The organism is Pseudomonas sp. RIT-562, assembly GCF_026241895.1.
Taxonomy (GTDB): domain Bacteria; phylum Pseudomonadota; class Gammaproteobacteria; order Pseudomonadales; family Pseudomonadaceae; genus Aquipseudomonas; species Aquipseudomonas mandelii_F.
Map to the genome: position 1 here is coordinate 173,198 of NZ_JAPJIV010000006.1, position 23,769 is coordinate 196,966.

Below are 23,769 nucleotides of genomic sequence, written 5' to 3' on the forward strand. Positions count from 1 at the left end.
GAGTGCACCTGCGCACTAATGTGGGTTCGGACAACCCACTACCCTCAGGTGACCGACCATGAAAGCCTTGAATTACCTTGCTGCACCCCTTGCTGCCCTGGCCCTGACTATTTGCGCTGCTGCGCAGGCCCACGACGCCGACCCATCGGAGAAGGTCACGGTGCTGCAAGACCAGATGCTGAAGAACGTACCCGGAAAAAAAGCCTTGATGATCGAGGTCGACTACCAACCTGGCCAGTCTTCCATCGCCCACAAGCATGAAGGCACCGCCATGGCCTATGTCCTTTCCGGCGAGATCATTTCACAGGTGAAAGGCGAAAAGGCAGTGAACTACAAGGCCGGTGAATACTGGTATGAGCCGGCAGGCTCCGAACACCTTGTGTCAAAAAACGCCAGTGCGACTCAACCCGCCAAGCTGTTGGTGTTCATGGTGTTGTCGCCGGAAGAGCAAGTGTTGATCCCATTGAAAAACGGATAGCTGCGCAGCGATGTATAAATAATCAGGCCCATTTTAATTGATTGGGCCTTTTTATTTCCCCAGGTGATAAATCTCCGATCTTTACGCCGAACAAAACTAATGAGTGCCTCCGTGGTGGCACCAGTGCTATTTCATAAAAAGCTCACAGGTTTAATCTTTGAATGACTGCCGGATTGATGCCGGCGATGAACTTCATGAATTAAGTTGTTTCACTGGAGTAACACCATGAAACTTGCACTGGCCCTGCCCCTGACAATGACACTTGTTATAACCGGATGCTCTGTTCCAACTGCACCCGAATCTGTAGCGTCCCTGGATGGGATATTCTCGCAACCGGTAGGTCGCAGCGCTGCCACGCGAGTGCCCAGCGGGCCCGACAAATCCGTGGGCATTGTCTACAGTGGCAATACCCAGGCCAACCGCGCTTACCTCAACGACTACCGCGCCAACGCGGGGACGGGCTTCGGCCAGAGCCTGCTAATGCAGTCAATTCATGACGCCTACGTGGCCACCTCCGCGCCGGATATGGCCGTGGATTGGGTCAAGGCATCGTTGCAACGTCAGTTTGGCTCGGTGACGGAATATCCGGACATGCAAAGCCTGCGCGCGGCCAAGCCGGATGTGGCGGCAGTCGTTGATGCCCGCAGCCAGTTGATTACTTCGCGCAGTTCGGATGTGGAGGCGGATGTCAGTGCGCACTTCTATGACCGTCACCTTAACTATATTGGCACTGCACGCGGGTACGACGCCAAGTCATTGAGCCCGTTGTGGGCTGATTACAAGCGCAGCGAAGAGATAGTGGCGGATATCAATGAGCAGCAGGAAGTGCAAGTTCGGGCATTGCAGAAGTTTGACCTGTCGCTCAGTAATTTATTGACTAGTCCGACAGAAAAAGTGTCGATACTGGAAAATAGCAAGGGTCAGAAGTTGTATTGACATAGAGGGCCTCTTCGCGGGCAAGCCCGCTCCCACAGGTGACCGAGTCTTTCCATTAGAATGCGGTCCACTGTGGGAGCGGGCTTGCTCGCGATGAGGCCAATACAGACACAATAAATGCATCAGGTATAAAAAAACCCCGCATCTCTCAATGCGGGGTTTTTTCATTCAGCGCCTAATCAGGCCGCCGGTTCCAGCTCCTCGCTGGCCGTCGCAGGAGCAGGCACTACCGCTTGCCCGCTCAAGGCCAGGTCCAGCAACTCACGGTTGGCCACCGCGTACATGGCGTAGTCCGTGCCACTGGCGGCGCGGATTTCCACCAGCATCGCGCGCCAGCGCTCGATCATGCTCACGTGCTCTGCCATCCACAGCGCCAGGCGTGTTTCCACGTCCTGGGAACCGTCGCCCTGTTGCAGGACCGAAATGGTGATCGCACGTTGTTGCCAGTCGACGTCGTCGCGGAACGCTTCACGGGCCAGGGCCTGCCAGTTGTTTTCAACCGGCAAGGCACTGATCTGCGACAGGTACCAGGTGATGTCCAGGGCGCTGCCCACGGCGAAGTAGGCCTTGGCCACGTCGGCAGCGTTCTGCCCGGTCACGTCGGAAGCCTCGATGATCGGCAGCAGCGTGTACAGGTGCGAAGTACCAGCCACCATGCGCGCGAGCAACTCCGGCACACCGGCTTCGACGTACGCCTGGTAGCGCGCCTGCCAGTTCTCGTGGATTTCGCCACTCAACAGTTCGTCGAGCTTCAGACCCAGCTCTTTGAGGTGCGGCCCGAAGTGGGCAACGTCGCGCGCAGCATTCTGCTCGTTGCGACGAGCACGCAGGAACCAGCGGGTAGCCCGACGGCCCAGACGCATCAACTCGTCCATCAGCTCCAGCTGCACGTCAGCGGACACCTGATAGTCCAGCGCTTCAATCTGGCGGAACCAGTGCGGGAGATGGAAGATATCCCGAACGATGACATAGGCGCCCGCGACGTTCGCCGGGCTCATGCCGGTCGACTCTTTGAGTCGTTGAACGAAGGTGATGCCCATGTGGTTGACCAGGTCGTTGGCGATCTGGGTGCTGACGATTTCGCGCTTCAGGCGGTGACGGCGCATGGCGGCAGAGAACTTGCTCACCAGGCTTGGCGGGAAAGCGGTTTCCATGTCGCGCGTCAGGTATTCGTCGTCCGGTACCAGGGAGCCCAGCAACTGTTCCTTGAGGTCGATCTTGCTGTAGGAGATCAGCACCGACAGCTCGGCACGCGTCAGGCCGTGGCCTTCGGCGATGCGCTCGTTGATCGCTTCCTCAGCCGGCAGGAACTCGATGGCACGATCCAGCTTGCCGCGGCTTTCCAGGTCGTTCATCAAACGCTTGTATTCGGCAATCCGCGGCAAGGCACGGCGGGCAGCCAGGGACAGCGCCTGAGTCTGCTTGTAGTTGTTGCCGAGTACCAGGTTGCCCACTTCGTCGGTCATGCTCGCCAGCAACAGGTTGCGCTGCTTGTCGGTCATGTCGCCGGCCTGAACCACTTCGTTCAGCAGGATCTTGATGTTCACTTCGTGGTCGGAGCAGTCCACACCACCGGCGTTGTCGATGAAGTCGGTGTTGGAGCCGCCGCCATTGAGGCCGAATTCCACACGACCCAACTGGGTCATGCCGAGGTTACCGCCCTCGCCCACAACTTTGCAGCGCAGTTCGTTGCCGTTCACGCGCAGTGCGTCGTTGGCCTTGTCGCCGACATCGGCGTGGCTTTCGCTGCTGGCTTTGACGTAGGTGCCGATACCGCCGTTCCACAACAGATCCACCGGCGCCTTGAGCAAGGCATTCAGCAGTTCGGTCGGGGTCAGCTTGTCGGCCTGGATGTCGAAGCGCTCTTTCATCTGCGGGGAAATCGCGATGCTTTTCGCGCTACGGGAGAAGATCCCGCCGCCTTCGGACATGATGCTGGTGTCGTAGTCCGACCAGGCCGAACGCGGCAGGTCGAACAGACGCTGACGCTCGGCGAAGCTGTTGGCCGGTTGCGGGTTCGGATCGATGAAGATGTGCAGATGGTTGAACGCTGCGACCAGTTGCAGCTTGTCGGACATCAGCAAGCCGTTGCCGAACACGTCGCCGGCCATGTCGCCGACGCCCACCACGGTGATGCTGTCTTCCTGGACGTTGATGCCGCGCTCGCGGAAGTGGCGCTGTACACCGACCCACGCGCCCTTGGCGGTGATGCCCATTTTCTTGTGGTCGTAACCGGCGGAACCACCCGACGCGAACGCGTCACCCAGCCAGAAACCGTAGTCGATGGCGATGCCGTTGGCGATGTCGGAGAAGGTCGCAGTGCCCTTGTCCGCAGCCACCACCAGGTACGGGTCATCATCGTCATGGCGAACGACGTTGACCGGCGGAACCAGCGCGCCGTCTTTCAGGTTGTCGGTGATATCCAACAGGCCCGAGATGAAGATGCGGTAGCAGGCGATGCCCTCGGCCGCGATCTCGTCACGGCTGCCGCCCAGTGGCAGGCGACGCGGCAGGAAGCCGCCCTTCGCGCCCACGGGCACGATGACCGAGTTCTTCACTTGCTGGGCTTTTACCAGGCCCAGGACTTCGGTACGGAAGTCTTCTTCACGATCAGACCAGCGCAGGCCGCCGCGAGCGACGTTGCCGAAGCGCAGGTGCACGCCTTCGACCCGTGGCGAGTAGACGAAGATTTCGAACTTCGGTACTGGCTTCGGCAGCTCGGGAATCTGGTGCGGGTTGAACTTGAAGCTGAAGTACGACTTGTTATGGCCGTTGGCGTCAGTCTGGTAGAAGTTGGTGCGCAAAGTGGCCTTGATCAGGTCCAGGTAGCGACGCAGGATGCGGTCTTCGTTCAACACCTGGACGTCGTCCAGGGCGGTGACGATGGCTTGTTCCAGGCGCTGCTGCTTGTCTTCCAGATCGTCGCCGGTGAGCTTGCGCGCCAGGTAGAAACGGGTCTTGAACAACCGCGTCAGCTCGCGAGCGATGTCGGTGTGGTTGTTCAGGGTGCTGGCGATATAGCCCAGGTCGAAGCCCAGGCGGATCTGCTTCATGTAGCGAGCGTAGGCACGCAGCAGCGCGACATCGCGCCATGGCAGGCCGGCGGTCAGCACCAGGCGGTTGAACGCATCGTTCTCGGCATCACCACGCACGATGTGGACGAAGGCGTCCTGCAGGGTGTCGTTGAGTTGCTGGATGTCGAGGTCCAGGCCTTCGGCGGCGGTGAAGGCGAAATCGTGAATCCAGAACTCGCGGCCATTGTTGTGACGCAGGCGGTACGGGAACTCACCCAGCACGCGCAGACCGAGGTTTTCCAGGATCGGCAACACGTCGGACAGGGCCAGCGGGGTATCGGCGTGATACAGCTTGCAGTGCAGCTCGCGTTTGCCGGAGACCTGGCCCAGAGGCTGATAAAAGCTCATCACCAGTGGATTTTTTTCGCTCAGGCTCAGCAGGTGCTGCATGTCGACCACAGCCGAATGCGCCGCGAAACGCTCGCGATAACCGGCCGGGAAGCCTTTCGGGAAGTCCGCCAGCACATTGGTGCCGCTGGCTTCGCCGAAGCTTTCGACGGTGAGGCTGGCGTAGTCGTCCTGCCAGCTGCGGCAAGCCTGCACCACTTCTTTTTCCAGCAGCACCGGGTCGATATCCAGGCGGTTCTTTGGATCAACCCGCAGGATCAGCTGGACACGGGCCAGCACGGACTCGGAGAAGAAGGTCCAGAACTCGCAGTCCGAGGCCTTCAGGCGATCCATCAGCACTTGCTGGATCTTCTGGCGCACTTCGGTGGAGTAGATGTCACGCGGCACGTAGGCCAGGCAGTAGCAGAAACGACCGTACGGGTCTTTGCGCAGGAACACGCGGATCTTGTTGCGTTCCTGGATCTGCACGATCGACATCACGGTGGCGAACAGCTCGTCGACCGGGGTCTGGAACAGGTCGTCGCGGGGCAGTACTTCAACCACCTGCGCCAGTTCCTTGCCCAGGTGAGCCTTGGCCTGGAAGCCGGAACGGCGTTCGATTTCCTCGACCTTGCGGCGGATGTACGGAATTACCCGCACGCTCTCGCCATACACCGAAGAGGTGTACAGGCCCATGAAACGGCATTCCTTGATGACCTCGCCGTCGGCATCGATCTCACGGATCGACACGTAGTCCGGGTACGCCGGACGGTGTACACGGCTTGGGTGCGCGGCCTTGGCGAACGACAGCAGGGTCGGTTCGCGCAGGTAGTTCACGGCGTAGTCTTCGATGCGCAGGTCATCGTAGGTCAGGCCGGTGCGCAGCAATTTGGTCAGGCCGAGGAACGAGTCCTGGTCGTAGACGATGTGGCCGCCATCGGCCTCGTCACGCACCACGAATTCTTCGTAGCCGAGGAAGGTGAAGTGGTTGCCCACCAGCCATTCCAGGAAGCTTTTGATTTCGCTCTTTTCTTCAGCGTCGACAGCGAACTGGCTGTTGTCGAGGCCGGTCAGGATTTCCTGGACCTTGGCTTTCATCGGCTCGAAATCGGCGACCGCTACGCGGACCTCACCGAGCACCTGTTCCAGCTCTTTGCTCAACACGTTCATTTCGGCCGCATTGGCGCAGCGGTCGATTTCCAGGTACATCAGGGATTCTTGCAGGATCCCCTCGCCCTGAGTGCCTTTTGGCAGGATTTCCAGCAACTCGCCCTTGCTGCCGCGACGCACGCTCAGCACAGTGGTTTGCAGGGTATGGATGCTGTAGCCGCGACGGTTCAGCTCGGTGCGCACCGAGTCCACGAGGAACGGCAAGTCGTGGTGCAGCACTTCGACCGCGGTGTGGGTCGACTGCCAGCCGTGGCGTTCGTAATCTGGGTTGTAGACGCGCACTTGCGGCTGCGCGTGATCGAAGCGCTCAAGCAGGCGCCATGCCGAGAGGGTACAGCCAGCGAGGTCGGACAGCCGACGCTGGGTCAGCTCGTCCAGGGAAATGATGCCGAAGAATTGTTCAGCGAACAGCGCCACTTGTGGCAGTGCCTGTTCACTGATGTGCTGCGCCAGTGCCGCTTGCAGTTGGTGCTGGAAGTCGGCTTTGCTGGCTGCGGTGAAGAACGCCATCTGTGGTACTCCGCTTGGGCTTGTTATTGATGGAAGCGTCGCGTGCAAAACCCCTTTCGGGGCGATCCGTCACCCTGTTCCTGATTCTCGGGCAGAGGAAACAGGGAGACAGGTGGGTGAAGCTGGACGAGACACTCGGGTCACATTCACCTTCCATGAATGGGCATCTGCAAAAACCACTGGCGATCGATTGCGCAATGTCTTTACAGGTATCCATTCGATGCGCAGCTTAACGAGTGCGACAATGTGCCTGCTTGCGGTGCTGCGACATATTCGGTCATCGGTACGCAGCTTGCGCCTTGTGCATCGAACAACACTAGCAGCCGCACGCCAAAACGGCAGGTTTAAGCCCGTTTTTGCGGTACATCCGTACCAGAAATGACCAGTAACACCCCGGATGTTCACGACACATCCTCTGACACTCAGGCGAGCAGAAATTCCCGCCGACTGGCAGAATCGCCCTTTGTTCGCCTCCACAACGCTCGCCGAGCCAGGATTTCCCCATGCAAATGACCACCTCTCTCTTGATCGTCAACCCATGCGATGACGAAGAAGACAACATGGCCATGCTCGCCTGCCACAGCGACCAGGGCGAAATGTTCCTGATGACTCGTTACCCGGACGAAGACGCGCTGGATATCACCCTGGACGGTGAGCCTTCGACTTTGGATGGGGTGAAAGTCACGCTGAGCCCAACCCGGCTGCTGATCGAGATTGCGCCAGGCGATGCCGACGCACTGAATGGGGATGATTCGCTGGAGATCACTCACAGCACTGCGGCAGGTGATTTGGCTGAGGTGGAGGAGACTTTGCAGAATATTCTCAAGGGGACGGGCACTTACGTGAGCGAGTTGTAACTTCAGTCGCTTTACCGGCCTCATCGCGAGCAGGCTCACTCCCTGTAGGAGTGAGCCTGCTCGCGATCTTCCACTCTGTCGCGCGCTTCCACTCTCAATGACTGCCCCCCACCTCCAAGTCAAATCAACCAACTCACCCACCCAGCTCAAAATACTTTAAACACCTCAAGCTACTGAATAAAAAATAAAAACACGCGCATATCAACAAAAATAGAAATGTAACGACTTTTTTCCTACCTAATGACAAGACGCCACCTACACCAGTATCGGACGTTTTAATCTTCCCCACCAATAGCCTCCCTGCTATTAATTAGTGACTTGCGAAACAAACCGCGCAAGTGAAGCGCTCGCTGACGCAGCGCTTGAAAATCAATAACAAAGGAGTTGGTTAACATGGGCAAAAAACGTTCTGAAATAAACACGATGACTGGACCGCCTTGGGGCCCGAAAGATTGGCTGTTGTCTGAAGCTGACTTTTTCCAATCCCTGGCTGACTAAAGCTCGCGGTTAATAGTAGCCGCAGAACAATGCCGAAGGGGCCCCTTCGGCATTCATCACTTCAAGAGGCTTTTTATGTTCGAGCGCGAAATAACATCGTCCGAAGCCCTGTTTACTATCATGTCTACAATTCATACACTAGGCCTCCATCCCGTTGCGCACTACGCGGATCCGACTAACCTTGTGGCAACAGCCGAGCTCTTTGACAAACACAACAACCTTGTTGAGTCGGGCTCAGGAAAGGGGCCGGATGCGCTGGTAGGTGCATTGGCTGAAAGCATTGAGCATTTCAGCACATTTCACTTACCTACAGACGATAGGGTATGGCAGCGCTCCGATATTATTGCAACTCAGAAAGCCGCCACACACGACGGGCTTTTAACAAACCTACCACTGACCGACGAGCTGATCGAGTGCGTCAAACTTACAACACTCGACAACAATGAAACCATTTTTATTCCGAGCATTCTTCTTTCCCCTCAAACAGCGAACAATACCCCCAGCAAAAACAGTTCAGCGACAAAATTCCTGAATCGCTACTCTTCCAACTCGGGCATTGCTTACGGCTGCACAGAGGCCGAAGCCTTGCTGCATGGAACCCTTGAGATTATTGAACGACACATCCTATCTCTCTTTTTCATGGCCGTATGCGCAATCGGCCCGAAAATTAGATTGTATAAGCCCTCCAAAGCTTTGCTGCGAAAATCGCTTCAGAACAATGAAAGCGCACTAGAACTGGCGGACAAGTTACAAATCATTATCATAAAAGATTTAATGTCCGTCTATTTCTCGGTGGCGTTCCCTAAAAACGGCCCTGGAGATCTGCATTTGTCACCTATAGGCTCAGGTTGCTCTTTAGATATCTGCACTGCCATCCAGAGGGCGGTTACCGAGCAACTGCAATCCGATCTACTTTATGACACTACCGAGGAGGCCAGCGATAGAAAAACCCTTGAAATTCTTTCCGGCTCAAAAAACCTCAAGCATCTTATCGACTTCTCACCCATTAAAAATTTAAAGCTACCTACGATTAATGAAGACTTACCAAGCGCAAAAAGCACTGTGCCAGAGCAAATATATGCATTGAGTAAAACCCTACTAAATACAAATAAAAAAATATTTCGCAGAACGGTTGCGCGCTTTTCGAAAAACAGCATTGTCAGCCAAACTTATATACCTGGGCTTGAGCGGTTCAACATCATCAGAAATGGATTACTTGTTGCACCGCAACATATCTTACGAGGAGTTTGATTCAATCAACGAAAAAATCCACGGACAGCCAACATGCACCCAATGCAAAACCTGATCAAAACCGCTTATGCAAAGCATCCGATGCTACTAATATCAACAATAGCCACTCTTATAGCACTAAAGCTAATAGTGCTCGCCCCTCCTCTCCTATTAGGAAAAATAGTCGACGCGTTGTACAGCGCTATCGATGCAAACCAGAATACGCTACTGGGACTAACTGCAGGATTGGTTCTCGCTGGCATCGCTCATGCCGTTATTAGCCCATTGCAAATGTTTTTTCTTTCAAGACTGGTGCAGAACATTGTGATGAATGCCTCCGTCATGTGGATGGCAGATCTGATGCGCAAGGAGTTTTCGCAATTCAGCTCGTGGCGCGTCGGGCTTTTCATAAAATCAGTTGAGCGTGGAATAACAGCTCACGAGCAGCTGCTGACGTTCTTTGTCACCGCAGCCTTTCCAATGTGCATCGAGTTTTTGATTGTCGGCGGTGCCTTCCTTTACATGGGGGGCATGGAAGTGTTCCTCGCGATGACCGGACTTGGCATTGTCTATCTTTTAGCCACCCACAAAATTATTAGGTGGCGCAGGAAACATATCGATGCGGTCAATGAGCAAGAAGACGAACTCAGCGCCCTTCTGTTCAACACACTTAACGCTGGCAAAGCTATAAAGCTGGAAAATGCCGCGCGCATGGCAATGCGGCCGTTAAACCAAGCCTTTGAGCGCTACGCCCAGGCCGCAGTTACCGCGACGACCTCCAGCGGACTTTTGAGCGCAGCCAGGATTCTGTTCATTAGCCTGTCCACGGGCGGATTGCTGGGATGGGGTGTCGTCGACCATCTGTCGAACCAGCCGAGCATCAGTGTCGGGCAATTGGTGGCTATTTTTTCCATTGCAGGAAGTTATCTTCTCAATATTGCTGCATTGACGGAAGGTTATAGGGTTCTGGATCAGTTCCTTGCAGACCAGCGCCGGCTGCAGGGACTGTTGTCACTACCCAACTTCGATCACTGTGAACGACAGACAAATGCCACATTTAGCGCCCCTTCGACACTCGTACTGCGCCCGCGCTTGCCGGCTGACAATGCTGAGGCTCGATTATCTATCAGGCAAAGCCTCACCTTCAGGCAAGCTCAATCCGTGGCAATTACAGGCCCCAGCGGTGCGGGGAAATCGACGTTACTGGAAGCTATCGCTGGACTGGATAGCTCGATCAGAAATCAGCTGACCCTTGACGGAGTGCCCATTTCCAATCTGACCGCGCAAACCCATCTGAATGCTTTGAGATATTGCCCCCAACAGCCTCGTTTTTTGGAGGGAACCTTTGAAGAGTCGGTTCTATTCGGAGCGCAGGTCATACCCGATCTGCTGCAAGCGATATCACGGTTGCGCCTGGAGAAAATCGTGTCTCATCGGAGCATTAGCGAAAACGCTTCCAACATTTCCGGTGGCGAAGCCAAACGCCTTTCACTGCTACGCCTTATCAACAAGCCTGGGCGTTTCAATTTGTTCGACGAGCCAAGCGCTTCGATTGAACCAAAAATGACCAACGCGGTGTGGGACCTCCTGTTCGACACGTTTGCCCAGCGCGGATTGATTTGCGTAACCCATGACCTACCCCATCTGTACCGCTTTGATCGAGTGATCGTCATGAAGGATGGCGTGATTGTTGGTGACGGGCCTTGGAGTGAACTGGTCAACCGAACAGCGATCAAGCGGATATTGAGCGACCTTCAAACCGAGCAGTAGCATCGGCACGGTTGTGCTTATTTTCTAGCGAAGAGGCCAAAGCGAGTTCAAATCCACTCACTTCACGCAAAAAGCCGTTAGTCGCCACCCCCCGCCATGCATTAAAGTAACGCCCCCAGCCCTCGGCGTTATCGGAACGCTTGCGGTCGCCCTTTCCAGGAACAGTCATCGATGGAACATCGTGAAGCGCTGCTAGCGCTGCGAACCTTTCTTTCAACGCAGATTCTCGGCCAGGAAAAACTCATCGAGCGCTTGCTCATTGCTTTGCTCGCCGACGGCCACATGCTGGTCGAGGGCGCTCCTGGACTGGCCAAGACCAAGGCCATCAAGGAACTCGCCGAAGGCATTGAAGCGCAGTTTCACCGCATCCAGTTCACCCCCGACCTGTTGCCCGCCGATATCACCGGCACGGAAATCTATCGTCCGGAAACCGGCAGTTTTGTGTTCCAGCAAGGGCCGATCTTCCACAACCTGGTGCTGGCGGACGAAATTAACCGCGCACCGGCCAAGGTGCAGTCGGCGTTGCTGGAGGCCATGGCCGAGCGCCAGGTGAGTGTTGGGCGCAGCACTTACGACCTGTCGCCGCTGTTCCTGGTGATGGCGACGCAAAACCCCATCGAGCAGGAAGGCACCTATCCGCTGCCCGAAGCCCAGCTTGACCGCTTCCTGATGCACGTGAAGATTGGCTTCCCCGATGCCGCAGTCGAGCGCCGTATCCTGCAGCAGGCCCGCGGCGAAGCGCTCAACGGCGAAACCAAGCCCGAACGCCGGGTCAGCCAGCAGGCGATATTCGCTGCGCGCAAGGAAATCCTCGGGCTGTACATGGCTGACGCCGTGGAGGAGTACCTGGTGCAACTGGTCATGGCTACTCGCACCCCAGGCAAGTTCGATCCGGAAATGGCCGAATGGATCGCCTATGGCGCCAGCCCCCGGGGTTCGATCGCTCTTGACCGCTGCGCCAGGGCTCACGCGTGGCTGGCAGGTCGCGATTTCGTCAGCCCGGAAGATATCCAGGCAGTACTGTTCGACGTGTTACGTCACCGCATCATTCTGTCCTTCGAAGCCGAAGCCGCAGGCATTGACCAGGACCGGGTGGTCCAGCGGATCCTCGACGTCGTAGCCGTCGCTTGACCCTGATGAACAGCCTCCCGCTACCCGAGCCGGGCATTCGAGTCAGCCTTGCCGAGCTGATCGAGATGCGCCACCGCGTGCGCGAAGTGCAGCTGTTTTCCACACCGAGCCAGCGCAGCCCGCTGATCGGCCTGCACCATTCCAAGTTGCGCGGCCGTGGCGTGGACTTCGATCAGGTGCGGGTGTACCAGGCCGGTGACGATGTTCGCACCATCGATTGGCGCGTGACCGCGCGCACCCAGGAGCCCCACACCAAGCTGTTCCACGAAGAGCGCGAGCGGCCGATTTTTATCATGGTGGAGCAGAGTCGCCGGCTGTTTTTCGGCTCCGGCCTGATGTTCAAGTCGGTACTCGCCGCCCAGGCCGCGAGCCTGATCGGCTGGGCGGCGCTGGGCCATAACGATCGAGTGGGCGGATTGGTGTTCGGCGACAACGAGCACTACGAGATCAAGCCGCGACGCAGCAAGCAGAGCCTGCTGCAACTGCTCAACCGCCTGGTACGGGTCAACCAGTCGCTGCACACCGAAGGCGAGACCAATCGCGACGCCCTTAACCTGGCCCTGCGCCGCGCCCGGGAAGTGCTGCGCCCGGGCAGCCTGGTGATCGTGATCTGTGACGAGCGCGCCTTGACGGAAGGCTCCGAGCAACAGCTGAGCCTGTTATCGCGTCATTGCGACCTGTTGCTGCTCCCGCTGTCCGACCCCCTTGATCATGCGCTGCCCGCCGCCGGGCTGCTGCGCTTCGCCGAGCGCGGTGCGCAACTGGAGCTCGACACGCTGAATTTTGACCTGCGCCAGGCTTATCGAGCCCAGGCTGACGCACGCATCGCCCGCTGGGAACTGCTGGCGCAGAAGTTGCGGGTGCTGCTGATGCCGCTGAGCACCCAAAGCGAGATGGTCGAACAACTGCGCGAGTACCTCAACCCGCAGAAACCGGGGAAAGGTCGATGAGCAGCCTCGATCAATTGCAACCGCTGATCACCCCCTCACCGATTGGTTTCTGGCCGCCGGCGCCCGGCTGGTGGCTCATGTTGTTGCTGTTGCCACTGATCGGCTTCGGCCTGTGGCAGCTGCGCCGGTGGATTGTGCGCAAGCGCCCGATCGTGCGTGCCGAACAACCGCTGGACCCAGTGCGCGTCGCCGCCCTGGCCGAGCTCGCCCTCATGCCCAAACCCTACGATGGCGCCCCGGCCGGCGCCTGGCTGCAGCAACTCAACGGACTGCTCAAGCGTCTGTGCCGCAACCATTACCCCTACAGCCAGAGCCACACGCTCAACGGGCGCAAATGGCTGGCGTTCCTCGATAACCGTTGCCCGGCTGCCGGCCTGACGCGCTGGATGGTGCTGGTCGAAGGCGCCTACAAACCCGAGTGCAAACTGGACGACAAGGCCATCGCCGGTCTGACCCAGGCCATCGACACCTGGATTCGCAAACATGTTTGAGTTCGCCTGGCCGTGGATATTTGTCCTGCTGCCGCTGCCCTGGTTGATGCGGGTGGTGCTGCCCGTGGCCGACAGTGGCGAGCCCGCACTGAAAGTCAGTTTCCTCAATGATCTCGAAGGCTTGGCCCGACGCCGCGCCCGGGCCAATCTTCCGGCGTGGCGCCAGCAGGCACCGTTCATTCTGTTATGGCTGTTGTTGCTGATAGCGGCGGCGCGCCCGCAGTGGCTCGGCGAACCGCTGCCGATCGCCGCGAGTGGCCGGGACCTGCTGGTGGCGGTCGACGTCTCCGGCTCCATGGATTTCCCTGACATGCGCTGGCAGGACGAAGACGTCAGTCGTCTCGACCTGGTCCAGCACCTGCTGGGGGACTTCCTCGAAGGACGCGAGGGTGATCGGGTCGGCCTGATCCTGTTTGGCAGCCAGGCCTACTTGCAGGCCCCGCTGACCTTTGACCGACGCACCGTCCGGGTGTGGCTCGACGAGGCGCGCATTGGCATCGCCGGCAAAAACACCGCCATCGGCGATGCGATCGGCCTCGCCCTTAAACGCCTGCGCTTGCGTCCGGCCCACAGCCGCGTGCTGATCCTGGTCACGGACGGCGCCAACAATGGCGGCGAGATCGATCCACTGACTGCCGCGCGCCTGGCTGCCAACGAGGGCGTGAAGATCTACCCGATCGGCATTGGCGCCGATCCCGAGGAAAGCGGCACTGCAGGTTTCCTCGGAGTCAACCCGAGCCTGGACCTGGACGAGCCGTCCCTCAAGGCGATCGCCCAAGTCACGGGGGGTCGCTATTTCCGCGCGCGCGACGGCCAGGAGCTGGAGGCCATCAAGGACACTCTCGATCAGCTGGAGCCGGTGACTCAGCAGCCGACCCAGGCCCGCCCCGCCCAATCGCTTTATCATTGGCCACTGGCGCTGGCCCTGGTGTTGAGCATGTTGCTGGTGGTGCGCGAACGCTGGCCGAATAACCTGCTGCAACGCCTGTTGACCAAGGATCTGTTCATGCAATCGCCACTGCCCGACTGGCGCAAGCGACTCGAGCGCCTGCGCCTGCGGAGACGTCGATGAGCGCGCTCTGGCCCTTCTGGTTTCGTCCTGCCTGGCTGCTGGTATTGCCGCTGCTGGCCTGGTTGCTGTGGCAGCTATGGCACCGGCAAAAACGTGCCGGGCGCTGGCAGATGATATTGCCCCCCGCCTTCCATGCGGCGCTGCTCAGCGGCGGCAGTGGACGCGACAGCAAGCTGCCCTGGGTCGCCCTGGGCCTGGCCTGGACGCTGGGACTTCTGGCCTTGCTGGGGCCAGGCTGGGAGCGCGTCGAGCAAACCAGCCAGAAGCCGGCTGACCCTCTGGTGGTGTTGCTGGAACTGACCCCGGAAATGCTTGCCACCGACGTGTCGCCAAACCGTCTGGAACAAGCCCGGCGCAAGCTGCTCGATCTGTTGCAACATCGCAGCGATGCGCAAACCGCGATCGTCGTCTATGCCGGCAGCGCTCACACCCTGGTACCGCTGTCCGATGACCTGGCCACCAGTCGCAATCTTCTGGATGCCCTAAAGCCCTCGCTGATGCCCCAGGCCGGGCACCGCGCTGACCTGGCGGTGGCCAAGGCATTGACACTGCTCGAACAGGCCGCGCTTGGCGACGGGCGGATTCTGCTGATCGGCTCAAACCTCACCGAGCAGGAACGCCAGGGTATTCGCCAGGCACTGGGCGGTAAGTCCACGCAGTTCCTGATGCTCGGTATCGGCACCGCCGAAGGCGCGCCGATCACCCAGGAAGACGGCAGTTTCCTCAAGGACGACCAGGGCGCGATCCTCGTGCCACGGCTTGACGAGCCCAGCCTCAAGGCCTTCGCCAACGCCCTGGATGGCCGCTATCGGCATGCTCGCCTGGCAGATACCGACCTGCGCGCCCTGGGACTGTTTGACGGCCCGCGGTCACTGCGCAATGACGGCCAGACCCTGCGCCTCGATACCTGGGCGGATCAGGGTTACTGGCTGTTATTGCCACTTCTGTTACTGGCGGCCTGCGCCGGGCGGCGCGGCTGGTTGTTCTGCCTGCCGCTGCTGTTCCTGCTGCCGCAGCCCAGCTACGCCTTCGATTTTGAAGACCTGTGGCTGCGCCCGGACCAGCAAGGCCTGCACCTGCTCAAGCAAAAACACCCAGCCGAGGCTGCGCAGCACTTCGAAGATCCGCAGTGGCAAGGTGTGGCGCTCTATGAAGCCGGCGACTACAGTGGCGCCGCCCAGCGGTTTGCCCAGGGCGACGACGCCCATGCCCACTACAATCGAGGCAATGCCCTGGCGCGCAGCGGTGAACTCGAAGCAGCGCTGGACGCCTATGAACAGGCGTTGGAACGCCAGCCGGATTTGCGTCCGGCGTTGACCAACAAGGCATTGGTGGAAGACCTGCTCAAGCAGAAAAACGCCCCGCCGCCGGTCCAATCACAGCAGGCACCGGAGGATCCGCCAGCGGCTGCCGAAGCCGAGCCGGTCCCTGGCGCAGCGACCCAGCCCACTCAGGCGACCAGCGAAGGTGAACCGCCAAACGAAGCGCCTCAGGCCAACGCCGAGCCTGGCGAGGAAGAGCCCACCACTGTGCCAAAACCCGGGACCAATGAAGTTCCCGGCAGCGAGCTGGGAGATGAGCAGCACACTATCCCGCCACTGCGCCCGACTTCCGAGGCGATTGACGGCGAGCAACGCCAGGCCCTCGAACAATGGCTGCGCAAGATCCCGGATGACCCGGCAGAGTTACTCAGGCGTAAATTCTGGTACGAACAGCAACAACATCAGGATCAGGGAACCACTCGATGAACCGCTGCACCGTCACGTTACTCGCACTGCTGTGCTGCACTGTTCAGGCCGAGGCGGCGAGCCTGGTTGCCAGCGTCGATCGCGGTCGCCTGAGCTCCGGTGAAACCGTGGAGCTGACCCTGGAATCGGACGATGTGACCCAATTCGGCAAGCCGGACCTGGCACCACTGGAGGCGTTCTTCGAAGTACGCGGTACTCGCCAGGTCAACCAGTTGAATACCCTCAACGGTGATAACCAGGCCACTACGCGCTGGATCGTCACCCTGCTGCCGCGCCAGAACGGCAGCGTGATCATCCCGTCGTTGCAGCTCGGTGATGCGCACAGCGAGCCTCTCACCGTGCAAGTGGTCGAGAGCGAAACCCAGGACGGCGCGAAGAAGCTGCAACCGGTGTTCCTTGAAGTCAGCCTGGACCAGACCAGCGTGTACGTGCAGGCCCAGGCGATCCTGACCTTGCGCATTTATCACTCGGTGTCGCTGTACGATGACAGTAGCCTGACGCCCTTGCAGATACCCGATGCGCGCATCGAACAATTGGGCGAGTCGCGGACCTACGAGAAAGTCATCAATGACCTGCGCCATGGCGTGATCGAGATGCGCTACGCCATCTACCCGCAACACAGCGGCGAATTGACCATCCCAGCGCAGGAGTTCAGCGCCACGCTGGTCGATACCCAACCGGCCCAGGAAGGTGAAGCCCAGGCGCCGAAATCCGGCAAGCTGATGCGTGTGGGTTCCGCCGCGATTTTGCTCGACGTCAAGGCCAAACCCGCGACCTGGCCCGCCGACGTACCGTGGTTACCCGCGCGCAGCGTCAGCCTGAGCGAGAGCTGGAATCCACCAGCCGACCAGGCTCAGGTGGGCGATTCACTGACCCGCAGCCTGACGCTGAAAGTCGAAGGCCTGGCCAGTTCGCAACTGCCGCCGCTGCCTGCGACCGAGATCAGCGGGTTGCGCCGCTATCCCGATCAACCGGTGCTGGCCAATCAGAACGGTGACCGCGGCCTGATCGGCAGCCGTGAGGAGCGCGAAGCCCTGGTACCGACCCGCAGCGGGGCAATCGAGTTGCCTGCGGTCGACGTGGTCTGGTGGAACACGTTCGAAGACCACCTGGAACACACCAGCCTGCCTGCACAAACCCTGCAGGTGGCAAACAATCCAAGCCTGGTGGTCGATACGCCGGCGAGCAGCCCACAAGCCGTGAGCAACGCTGACAGCGAAAGCCTGTGGTGGTGGAAACTCAGCACCTTGATCCTGGCCTGCACCACCTTCCTGGGATTCGGCCTGTGGTGGCGCGCCCGCTGGCAGCCGGCAATCCTGCGGGCGGCGCAGACTGGCCCGAGCCCGCGCACAGTGCTCGACGAGCTCAAGCGTGCCTGCCAGGCCAACGACTCCCACGCCACCCGCCAGGCACTGGATGCCTGGGCTCGCCAACAACCGGAAACCCTGGCCGACATGGCAGCGCGCTTCGTCCCGCTGTCGGATGCCCTGGATGGGTTGAACGGCGCCTTGTACAGCGAATCCGGCCAGTATTGGCAGGGGGAGGATCTATGGCGCGCGATCAAGGCCATCCCGGTTGCCGAGCGGACGCAAGATCCGGTGGGCGACAGTGGTCTTCCACCGCTGTACCCGAAATAACCCTTGTAGCACCTGGCGAAGCCTGCGTTGGGTCGCGAAGCGGCCCCAGGTTTCCGACGCACAAACTCAATCGCCTGCAACAGCGCCTGCTCCGTCCGATCGCGGCCCGAGCCGGACGCAGCCTTCGGCAGCTGCTACAAGGTCAGCGCAGTTTTTTGTAGCAGCTGGCGAAGCCTGCGTTGGGTCGCGAAGCGCCCCCCCGGGTTTCCAATGCACAAACCCAGTCGCCTGCAACAGCGCCAGCTGCTACGGGAAAGTGTTGCCACGCACATCCAGCCTGTTTGCCAGTAAACTCTCCACCTTTCGCCGCTTTCATTGTTCACGCGGCCATCACCTTATTTTCAACGGAGTATGCCTTGCGTCTGTTTCACACCTCCGACTGGCATCTTGGGCAGAACCTGCACGGCCAGGAACGCGATTTCGAACATGGCTGCTTCCTCGAATGGCTGCTGCGCCAGCTGAAGCTGGACCAGCCAGACGTGCTGCTGATTGCCGGCGATATCTTCGACACGGTCAATCCGCCGGTGAAAGCCCAGGAACGCCTCTACGACTTCATCGTCAGCGCCCATGAGCAGCAACCCAAGCTGACCATCGTGATGATCGCCGGCAACCACGATTCCGGTTCACGGATCGAACTGCCCGCGCCGTTAATGCGGCGTTTGCGCACGCATGCGCTGGGTCGTGTGCTGTGGCTCGACGACGGTCAACTCGACGCCGAGCGCCTGCTGCTGCCGCTACCGAATGCCAAGGGCAAAGTGGTTGGCTGGTGTCTTGCGCTACCCTTCCTGCGTCCGGCGGAAGTCACCGGTGCGCAGCTGGGCGACAACTATCTGCGCGGAATTGGCCAGGTGCACGAATGGCTGATCGCTGCCGCCAACGCCAAGCGCAAGCCGGGCCAGGCACTGATCGCCATCAGCCACGCCCACATGGCCGGGGGCTCGGTGTCCGAAGACTCCGAGCGCAGCCTGATCATCGGCAATGCCGAAGCGCTGCCGGCAAGCCTGTTCGGTCCAAGCATCAGCTATGTGGCACTGGGGCATCTGCACAAGCCGCAGAAGGTCAATGGCGAAGAGCGAATCCGCTACAGCGGCTCGCCGATCCCCTTGTCATTCTCCGAAATCGGCTACCGGCATCAGATTCTCGACATCACCCTGGATGGCGAAACCCTGGTCAGCGTCGAACCCAAACTGATCCCCCGGGCTGTGAATCTGCAACGCATCGGTCCCGCGCCATTGGCGGAAATCCTGCTGCAACTGGCCGACTTGCCGAACATCGACCTGCTGGCCGATATCCAGCGCCAGCCGTGGCTGGAGGTGCGGGTACGCCTCGATGAGCCGCAACCCGACTTGCGTTATCAAGTGGAAACCGCCCTGCAAGGCAAGGCCGTGCGCCTGGTGCGGATCGCCGCTGAATATGCCGGCAACGGCAGCCGCGATGGCGTCGATGACGGCACGACCTTGATCGAACTCGACCAGCTCTCACCTCAGGAACTGTTCAGCCGCGCCTGGCAGGACAACTACGGCAGTGAGGTTGACGAGCAGACGCTGAAAGACTTCGCCGAGTTATTGCACGACGTGCAGATGGAGAGCGAACAGCCATGAAGATTCTCGCGATCCGCCTGAAGAACCTCGCCTCACTGGCCGGGCCTTTTGAAATCGACTTTACCGCTGAGCCGTTGGCCAGCGCCGGTCTGTTCGCGATCACCGGGCCGACCGGTGCCGGTAAAAGCACCTTGCTCGACGCCTTGTGCCTGGCGCTGTTCGGGGCTGTGCCTCGGCTGAGCAATGCCCAGGTGTCGGCCAAAGCGCCAGATGCCGACGGCGAGATCAGCACCGGTGACCCGCGCACGCTGCTACGCCGTGGCACCGGTGAAGGTTACGCCGAGGTCGACTTCGTCGGCATCGACGGCCGCCGTTACCGTGCTCGCTGGGAGGCTAATCGCGCCCGCGAGAAGGCCGGCGGCAAGCTGCAAGCCAGCCGCCAGAGTTTGCGTGACATCGACCTGGATCAACTGCTAGCCAGTCAGAAAGTTGAATTCAAAACCCAGCTCGAATCCGTACTGGGCCTGAACTTTGAGCAATTCACCCGCGCGGTGCTGCTGGCCCAGAGTGAATTCAGTGCGTTCCTCAAGGCTAACGACAACGAACGTAGCGAACTGCTGGAAAAACTCACCGACACCGCACTCTATACGCGCCTCGGTCGCCGGGCGTTCGACAAAACCAAAGAGGCTCGCGAAACCCACAAGCTGTTGCAGGACCAGGCCACTGGCGTGACGCCGTTGTCGCCAGAAGCTCGGGCGGAACTCGATGAACGCTTCAGCGAGGCTCAGCAACAACTCAAGACCCAGCAAGCGCAACTCAAGCAACTAGAACTGCAACACACCTGGCTCAAGGACTTGCGCCAGTTGCAGGACGAGCAGCAGAGCGCCACCGAGCAACTGCAATCGGCCCAGCAGCGTTGGGAAGGTCTGGCCGGCGAACGTTTGAAGCTGACTCGCCTGGAGCAACTGGCCCCGCAACGGCACCAGTTCGCCCGCAAGACTGAACTCACTGCCCAGCTGACACCGCTGGCCGCGCAGATTCAGCAGCACACCCGACAGCAAACCGAACTGAATGAGCGCCAGGCGCAACTCGAACACTGCCTGAGCGCTGCGCAGACCGCGCTCGTCGAAGCCCAAAGCCTGCACACCACCAGCGCTCCATTGCTGCGTCAGGCCTTCGAAGAGCAAAGCACCCTCGCTCGTCTGGTCAAGGACGCCAGTCTCAGTGCCGACCTCAAGCAGCAGGCGGAACTGGCCTGCACACACGGCCAACACACGATTCAAGGTTTGCTCGACCAACAGAAACAGGTCGCCGAACGTTTGCAGCGGATTGCCGAGGAGCTTGAGCAAAGCACCCCTCTGGCGCCCTTGAGCGATGCCTGGAACGCCTACCGTGATCGCCTGCAACAGCTGATGCTGATCGGCAATCGCCTGAACAAGGGCCAGGCCGAACTGGCCGCCCTGGAACAGAGCGCCGCTCGCGCTGCCGAGGACCTGTCCACTCAGCGCCAGAGCCTCGAAGTGCTGTACAAGGAGGCCGGCGCCGAACCGGAAGCGGTGGCCGAGCAGATTCAGATTCTCGGGAGTCTATTGCAGGACAACCGCAAGCAGCAGCGTGCTTTTGAGGAACTGACGCGCCTGTGGGCCAGTCAGCAGGAACTGGACAAGCGCGCCTCCGAACTCCAGCAGCGCCAGCTCACCGCTCAGCAAGAACGAGAACGTCTGACCCAGGACGGCGTGAAAGCCAAGAATGAATTGGTCGTTGCCGAACAGACCCTGACCGTCACCCGCGAACTGCTGGAACGCCAGCGCCTGGCCCGCAGCGCCAGCGTCGAAGAACTGCGCGAGCAGTTGCAGGACGATCAGCCGTGCCCGGTCTGTGGCAGCCCCGACCATCCCTATCATCAGCCCGAAGCCCTGCTGCAAAGCCTTGGCCGGCATGATGAAAGCGAACAGGCCAACGCACAAAAAACCGTCGACCTGCTGAAAGAAAGGCTCACTGAACTGCGCGCTGAAGTGGGCGGCGTGATTGCGCAGCAAAAGGAATTGCTGCAACAACAAGAACACCTCGCGATCCAGCAACAGAGCCTGGCACCGAGCCTTGAAGCACATCCGTTATCTGCGCAGTTGCTCACGCAAGATGCGGCTAAACGCGATGCCTGGCTGGTGCAGCAAAACAACCAGTTGAACCAAAGCATCACTCAGGACGAACAACGGCAGACCGCCCTGCTCTCCCTGCAACAGGACGCTGCGCGCCTTCAACAGCAACTGCGTAGCGCTGAAACGGCGAGCCAGCAAGCGTCCCAGCACCTGGCAAACCAGCAACGTGAGTTGCGCAGCGATCGCCAGCGTCTGGACGAAGAGCTGACGGCGTTCAGCACCCTGCTCCCGGCCGACACGCTGCAAGCGCTGCGCAACGAACCGGCCGCGACCTTCATGCAATTGGACCGGCAGATCAGCCAGCGCCTGGAACAACTCGACCAGCAACGCGATGAACTCAGCGAACAGCAACAGCGGCAGCAGACGCTGGAAAAAGAACAGGACCGCCAACTGACTCGCCTCCAGCAGTTGGAAACGGCTCGCCAGCAGTTCACCACCCTCGCCGACCAGCAACAAGCCTGCCAGCAAAAACTCGCGCAATTGCTCGGCGAACACGCCAGCGCCGAGCAGTGGCAGCAGCAACTGGATCAAGCCGTCGAACAAGCGCGCAATGCTGAAGCGACGGCCAATCAGGAACTGCAAGCCGTGCGTACGCGGCTGGTGCAGCTGGGCGCCGAACTCAAGGCCCAGCAGGAACGTTCCCAGGCACTGGACACCGAAGATCGCGAGCTGAGCGGCAAGATTGCCGACTGGCGCGCATTGCATCCGGAACTGGATGACGGTGGCCTGGAAGATCTGCTGAGTGTCGACGACCAGCAGGTCAGCGAACTGCGTCAGCAATTGCAGCAAAGCGAAAAAGCCATTGAACAGACCAAGGTTCTGTTGCAGGAGCGCGATCAGCGTCTGCTCAATCACCAGGCACAACACAACGGCAATCTCGACGCCGAACAACTGGCGACGGCGCTTGCCGAATTGCAAAATCTGTTCACCGCCAGCGAACACCGTTGCGCCGAACTGCGCGCCGAACAGGCCGAGGATCAGCGCCGGCAAAACGCCAATCAGGCCCTCGCGCAGCTGATCGCTGACGCCTACACCGAATACCAGCGCTGGGCACGTTTGAATGCACTGATCGGCTCGGCCACCGGCGACACTTTCCGCAAGATCGCCCAGGCCTACAATCTCGACCTGCTGGTGCACCATGCCAACGTGCAACTGCGCCAACTGGTGCGGCGCTATCGCCTCAAACGCGGCGGCAGCATGCTCGGTCTATTGGTGATGGACACCGAGATGGGCGATGAACTGCGCTCGGTGCATTCGTTGTCCGGCGGTGAGACGTTCCTGGTGTCGCTGGCTCTGGCGCTCGGTTTGGCGTCCATGGCATCGAGCACGCTGAAAATCGAATCGTTGTTCATCGATGAAGGCTTCGGCAGCCTTGATCCGGAGTCCCTGCAACTGGCCATGGACGCTCTCGACGGCTTGCAAGCGCAGGGCCGAAAAGTCGCGGTGATTTCCCACGTGCAGGAAATGCATGAGCGGATTCCTGTGCAGATCCAGGTTCACCGCCAGGGCAACGGTCTGAGTACCCTGGAGGTGAAATGAATACGCTGTACTCCTTCCGCCGCTGCCCCTACGCGATGCGGGCGCGCATAGCCCTGCGCTACTGCGGCGTTGCGGTGAATATTGTCGAGGTCAGCCTGAAAGCCAAACCTGCCGAAATGCTGGCGCTGTCGAGCAAGGGCACGGTGCCGGTGCTGAGTGTCGACGGTCAGGTGATCGATGAAAGCCTGGCGATCATGCACTGGGCCCTGGCGCAGAGTGATCCGCAGGACTGGTTGCTCAAGGATGATCCTGTCGGGCAGCAACTCATCGCCGAGCTGATCGAAGAAAACGATCAGGTGTTCAAGGTGCACCTGAATCGCTACAAGTACGCCGAGCGATACCCCGAGCAGCCAATGGCGTTTTATCGAGCCGAGGGTGAGGTGTTTTTGCGCAGGCTTGATGAGTTGCTAGAGGGACGCGACTACTTGCTGGCCGAACATCCGAGCCTGGCGGATGTGGCATTGATGCCGTTTGTACGGCAGTTCGCCCATGTCGATCGCGAGTGGTTCGGGCAGACGCCCTACCACCGTTTGCAGGGCTGGTTGCAGCGGTTTCTGGAGTCCGACCTGTTTATTGGCGTGATGGCCAAGTAGCCGCGCTGATTCCCTGTAGCAGCTGGCGAAGCCTGCGTTGGGTCGCGAAGCGGCCCCC

The 23,769-nt window shown here is 59.7% G+C and carries 15 protein-coding genes; 14 read left to right on the forward strand and 1 reads right to left on the reverse strand.

Going from position 1 to position 23,769, the window contains the following annotated elements; genetic code table 11:
- Positions 1-58: 58 nt before the first annotated feature.
- Together ORL50_RS10515 and ORL50_RS10520 are read left to right on the forward strand one after the other, a co-directional pair.
- Positions 59-478 (forward strand): cupin domain-containing protein, encoded by a 420-nt coding sequence (locus ORL50_RS10515; RefSeq protein ID WP_266013718.1) that lies wholly within the window; start codon positions 59-61, stop codon positions 476-478.
- Between the two features lie 225 nt (positions 479-703).
- Positions 704-1,414, forward strand: coding sequence for an ATPase (locus ORL50_RS10520; protein WP_266013721.1), 711 nt, complete (start codon positions 704-706; stop codon positions 1,412-1,414).
- Between the two features lie 179 nt (positions 1,415-1,593).
- Here ORL50_RS10520 and ORL50_RS10525 read toward each other — a convergent pair whose 3' ends face one another.
- On the reverse strand, positions 1,594-6,495 hold the full coding sequence (locus tag ORL50_RS10525) for an NAD-glutamate dehydrogenase (RefSeq protein WP_266013724.1): 4,902 nt from the start codon (positions 6,493-6,495) through the stop codon (positions 1,594-1,596).
- A gap of 503 nt (positions 6,496-6,998) precedes the next feature.
- Here ORL50_RS10525 and ORL50_RS10530 point away from each other — a divergent pair.
- The 12 genes from ORL50_RS10530 to ORL50_RS10585 all read left to right on the forward strand — a co-directional run bounded on the left by ORL50_RS10530 (position 6,999) and on the right by ORL50_RS10585 (position 23,711).
- A complete protein-coding gene (locus ORL50_RS10530; protein WP_266013726.1) occupies positions 6,999-7,352 on the forward strand; it encodes a hypothetical protein in 354 nt (117 codons plus the stop codon).
- Between the two features lie 573 nt (positions 7,353-7,925).
- Entirely contained in the window at positions 7,926-9,101 is a 1,176-nt protein-coding gene (locus tag ORL50_RS10535) for a YcaO-like family protein (RefSeq protein WP_266013729.1), read from the forward strand.
- A 33-nt stretch (positions 9,102-9,134) separates the two neighbouring features.
- Positions 9,135-10,850, forward strand: coding sequence for an ATP-binding cassette domain-containing protein (locus ORL50_RS10540; RefSeq protein ID WP_266013731.1), 1,716 nt, complete (start codon positions 9,135-9,137; stop codon positions 10,848-10,850).
- 171 nt (positions 10,851-11,021) lie between these two features.
- Positions 11,022-11,981: an AAA family ATPase gene (locus ORL50_RS10545; protein ID WP_122839725.1), complete on the forward strand. Its 960-nt coding sequence runs from the start codon at positions 11,022-11,024 to the stop codon at positions 11,979-11,981.
- 5 nt (positions 11,982-11,986) lie between these two features.
- On the forward strand, positions 11,987-12,931 hold the full coding sequence (locus ORL50_RS10550) for a DUF58 domain-containing protein (protein WP_266013738.1): 945 nt from the start codon (positions 11,987-11,989) through the stop codon (positions 12,929-12,931).
- Positions 12,928-13,422, forward strand: a complete 495-nt coding sequence (locus tag ORL50_RS10555; protein ID WP_266013741.1) for a DUF4381 domain-containing protein — start codon at positions 12,928-12,930, stop codon at positions 13,420-13,422. Before ORL50_RS10550 ends, ORL50_RS10555 begins: the two co-directional genes overlap by 4 nt.
- Positions 13,415-14,494: a vWA domain-containing protein gene (locus tag ORL50_RS10560; protein ID WP_266013744.1), complete on the forward strand. Its 1,080-nt coding sequence runs from the start codon at positions 13,415-13,417 to the stop codon at positions 14,492-14,494. Before ORL50_RS10555 ends, ORL50_RS10560 begins: the two co-directional genes overlap by 8 nt.
- Complete coding sequence (locus tag ORL50_RS10565; protein ID WP_266013747.1) at positions 14,491-16,242, forward strand: VWA domain-containing protein; 1,752 nt, start codon at positions 14,491-14,493, stop codon at positions 16,240-16,242. Before ORL50_RS10560 ends, ORL50_RS10565 begins: the two co-directional genes overlap by 4 nt.
- On the forward strand, positions 16,239-17,879 hold the full coding sequence (locus tag ORL50_RS10570) for a BatD family protein (protein ID WP_266013750.1): 1,641 nt from the start codon (positions 16,239-16,241) through the stop codon (positions 17,877-17,879). The genes ORL50_RS10565 and ORL50_RS10570 overlap by 4 nt, the downstream gene beginning before the upstream one ends.
- A gap of 356 nt (positions 17,880-18,235) precedes the next feature.
- On the forward strand, positions 18,236-19,480 hold the full coding sequence (locus ORL50_RS10575; RefSeq protein ID WP_266013753.1) for an exonuclease SbcCD subunit D C-terminal domain-containing protein: 1,245 nt from the start codon (positions 18,236-18,238) through the stop codon (positions 19,478-19,480).
- Positions 19,477-23,118 carry an AAA family ATPase gene (locus ORL50_RS10580; protein WP_266013756.1) on the forward strand — a complete coding sequence of 1,214 codons (3,642 nt, stop codon included), beginning with the start codon at positions 19,477-19,479 and terminating at the stop codon, positions 23,116-23,118. The genes ORL50_RS10575 and ORL50_RS10580 overlap by 4 nt, the downstream gene beginning before the upstream one ends.
- Entirely contained in the window at positions 23,115-23,711 is a 597-nt protein-coding gene (locus ORL50_RS10585; RefSeq protein WP_266013759.1) for a glutathione S-transferase, read from the forward strand. The genes ORL50_RS10580 and ORL50_RS10585 overlap by 4 nt, the downstream gene beginning before the upstream one ends.
- Positions 23,712-23,769 lie beyond the last annotated feature (58 nt).

Excerpts from the sequence above, each read along its gene's own strand:
- ORL50_RS10565 (WP_266013747.1), top strand. The coding sequence starts at position 14,491 with ATGAGCGCGCTCTGGCCCTTCTGGTTTCGTCCTGCCTGGCTGCTGGTA.
- ORL50_RS10585 (WP_266013759.1), top strand. The coding sequence starts at position 23,115 with ATGAATACGCTGTACTCCTTCCGCCGCTGCCCCTACGCGATGCGGGCG.
- ORL50_RS10540 (WP_266013731.1), top strand. The coding sequence starts at position 9,135 with ATGCACCCAATGCAAAACCTGATCAAAACCGCTTATGCAAAGCATCCG.
- ORL50_RS10570 (WP_266013750.1), top strand. The coding sequence starts at position 16,239 with ATGAACCGCTGCACCGTCACGTTACTCGCACTGCTGTGCTGCACTGTT.
- ORL50_RS10545 (WP_122839725.1), top strand. The coding sequence starts at position 11,022 with ATGGAACATCGTGAAGCGCTGCTAGCGCTGCGAACCTTTCTTTCAACG.
- ORL50_RS10530 (WP_266013726.1), top strand. The coding sequence starts at position 6,999 with ATGCAAATGACCACCTCTCTCTTGATCGTCAACCCATGCGATGACGAA.
- ORL50_RS10550 (WP_266013738.1), top strand. The coding sequence starts at position 11,987 with ATGAACAGCCTCCCGCTACCCGAGCCGGGCATTCGAGTCAGCCTTGCC.
- ORL50_RS10555 (WP_266013741.1), top strand. The coding sequence starts at position 12,928 with ATGAGCAGCCTCGATCAATTGCAACCGCTGATCACCCCCTCACCGATT.
- ORL50_RS10560 (WP_266013744.1), top strand. The coding sequence starts at position 13,415 with ATGTTTGAGTTCGCCTGGCCGTGGATATTTGTCCTGCTGCCGCTGCCC.
- ORL50_RS10525 (WP_266013724.1), bottom strand. The coding sequence starts at position 6,495 with ATGGCGTTCTTCACCGCAGCCAGCAAAGCCGACTTCCAGCACCAACTG.
- ORL50_RS10580 (WP_266013756.1), top strand. The coding sequence starts at position 19,477 with ATGAAGATTCTCGCGATCCGCCTGAAGAACCTCGCCTCACTGGCCGGG.
- ORL50_RS10535 (WP_266013729.1), top strand. The coding sequence starts at position 7,926 with ATGTTCGAGCGCGAAATAACATCGTCCGAAGCCCTGTTTACTATCATG.
- ORL50_RS10520 (WP_266013721.1), top strand. The coding sequence starts at position 704 with ATGAAACTTGCACTGGCCCTGCCCCTGACAATGACACTTGTTATAACC.
- ORL50_RS10515 (WP_266013718.1), top strand. The coding sequence starts at position 59 with ATGAAAGCCTTGAATTACCTTGCTGCACCCCTTGCTGCCCTGGCCCTG.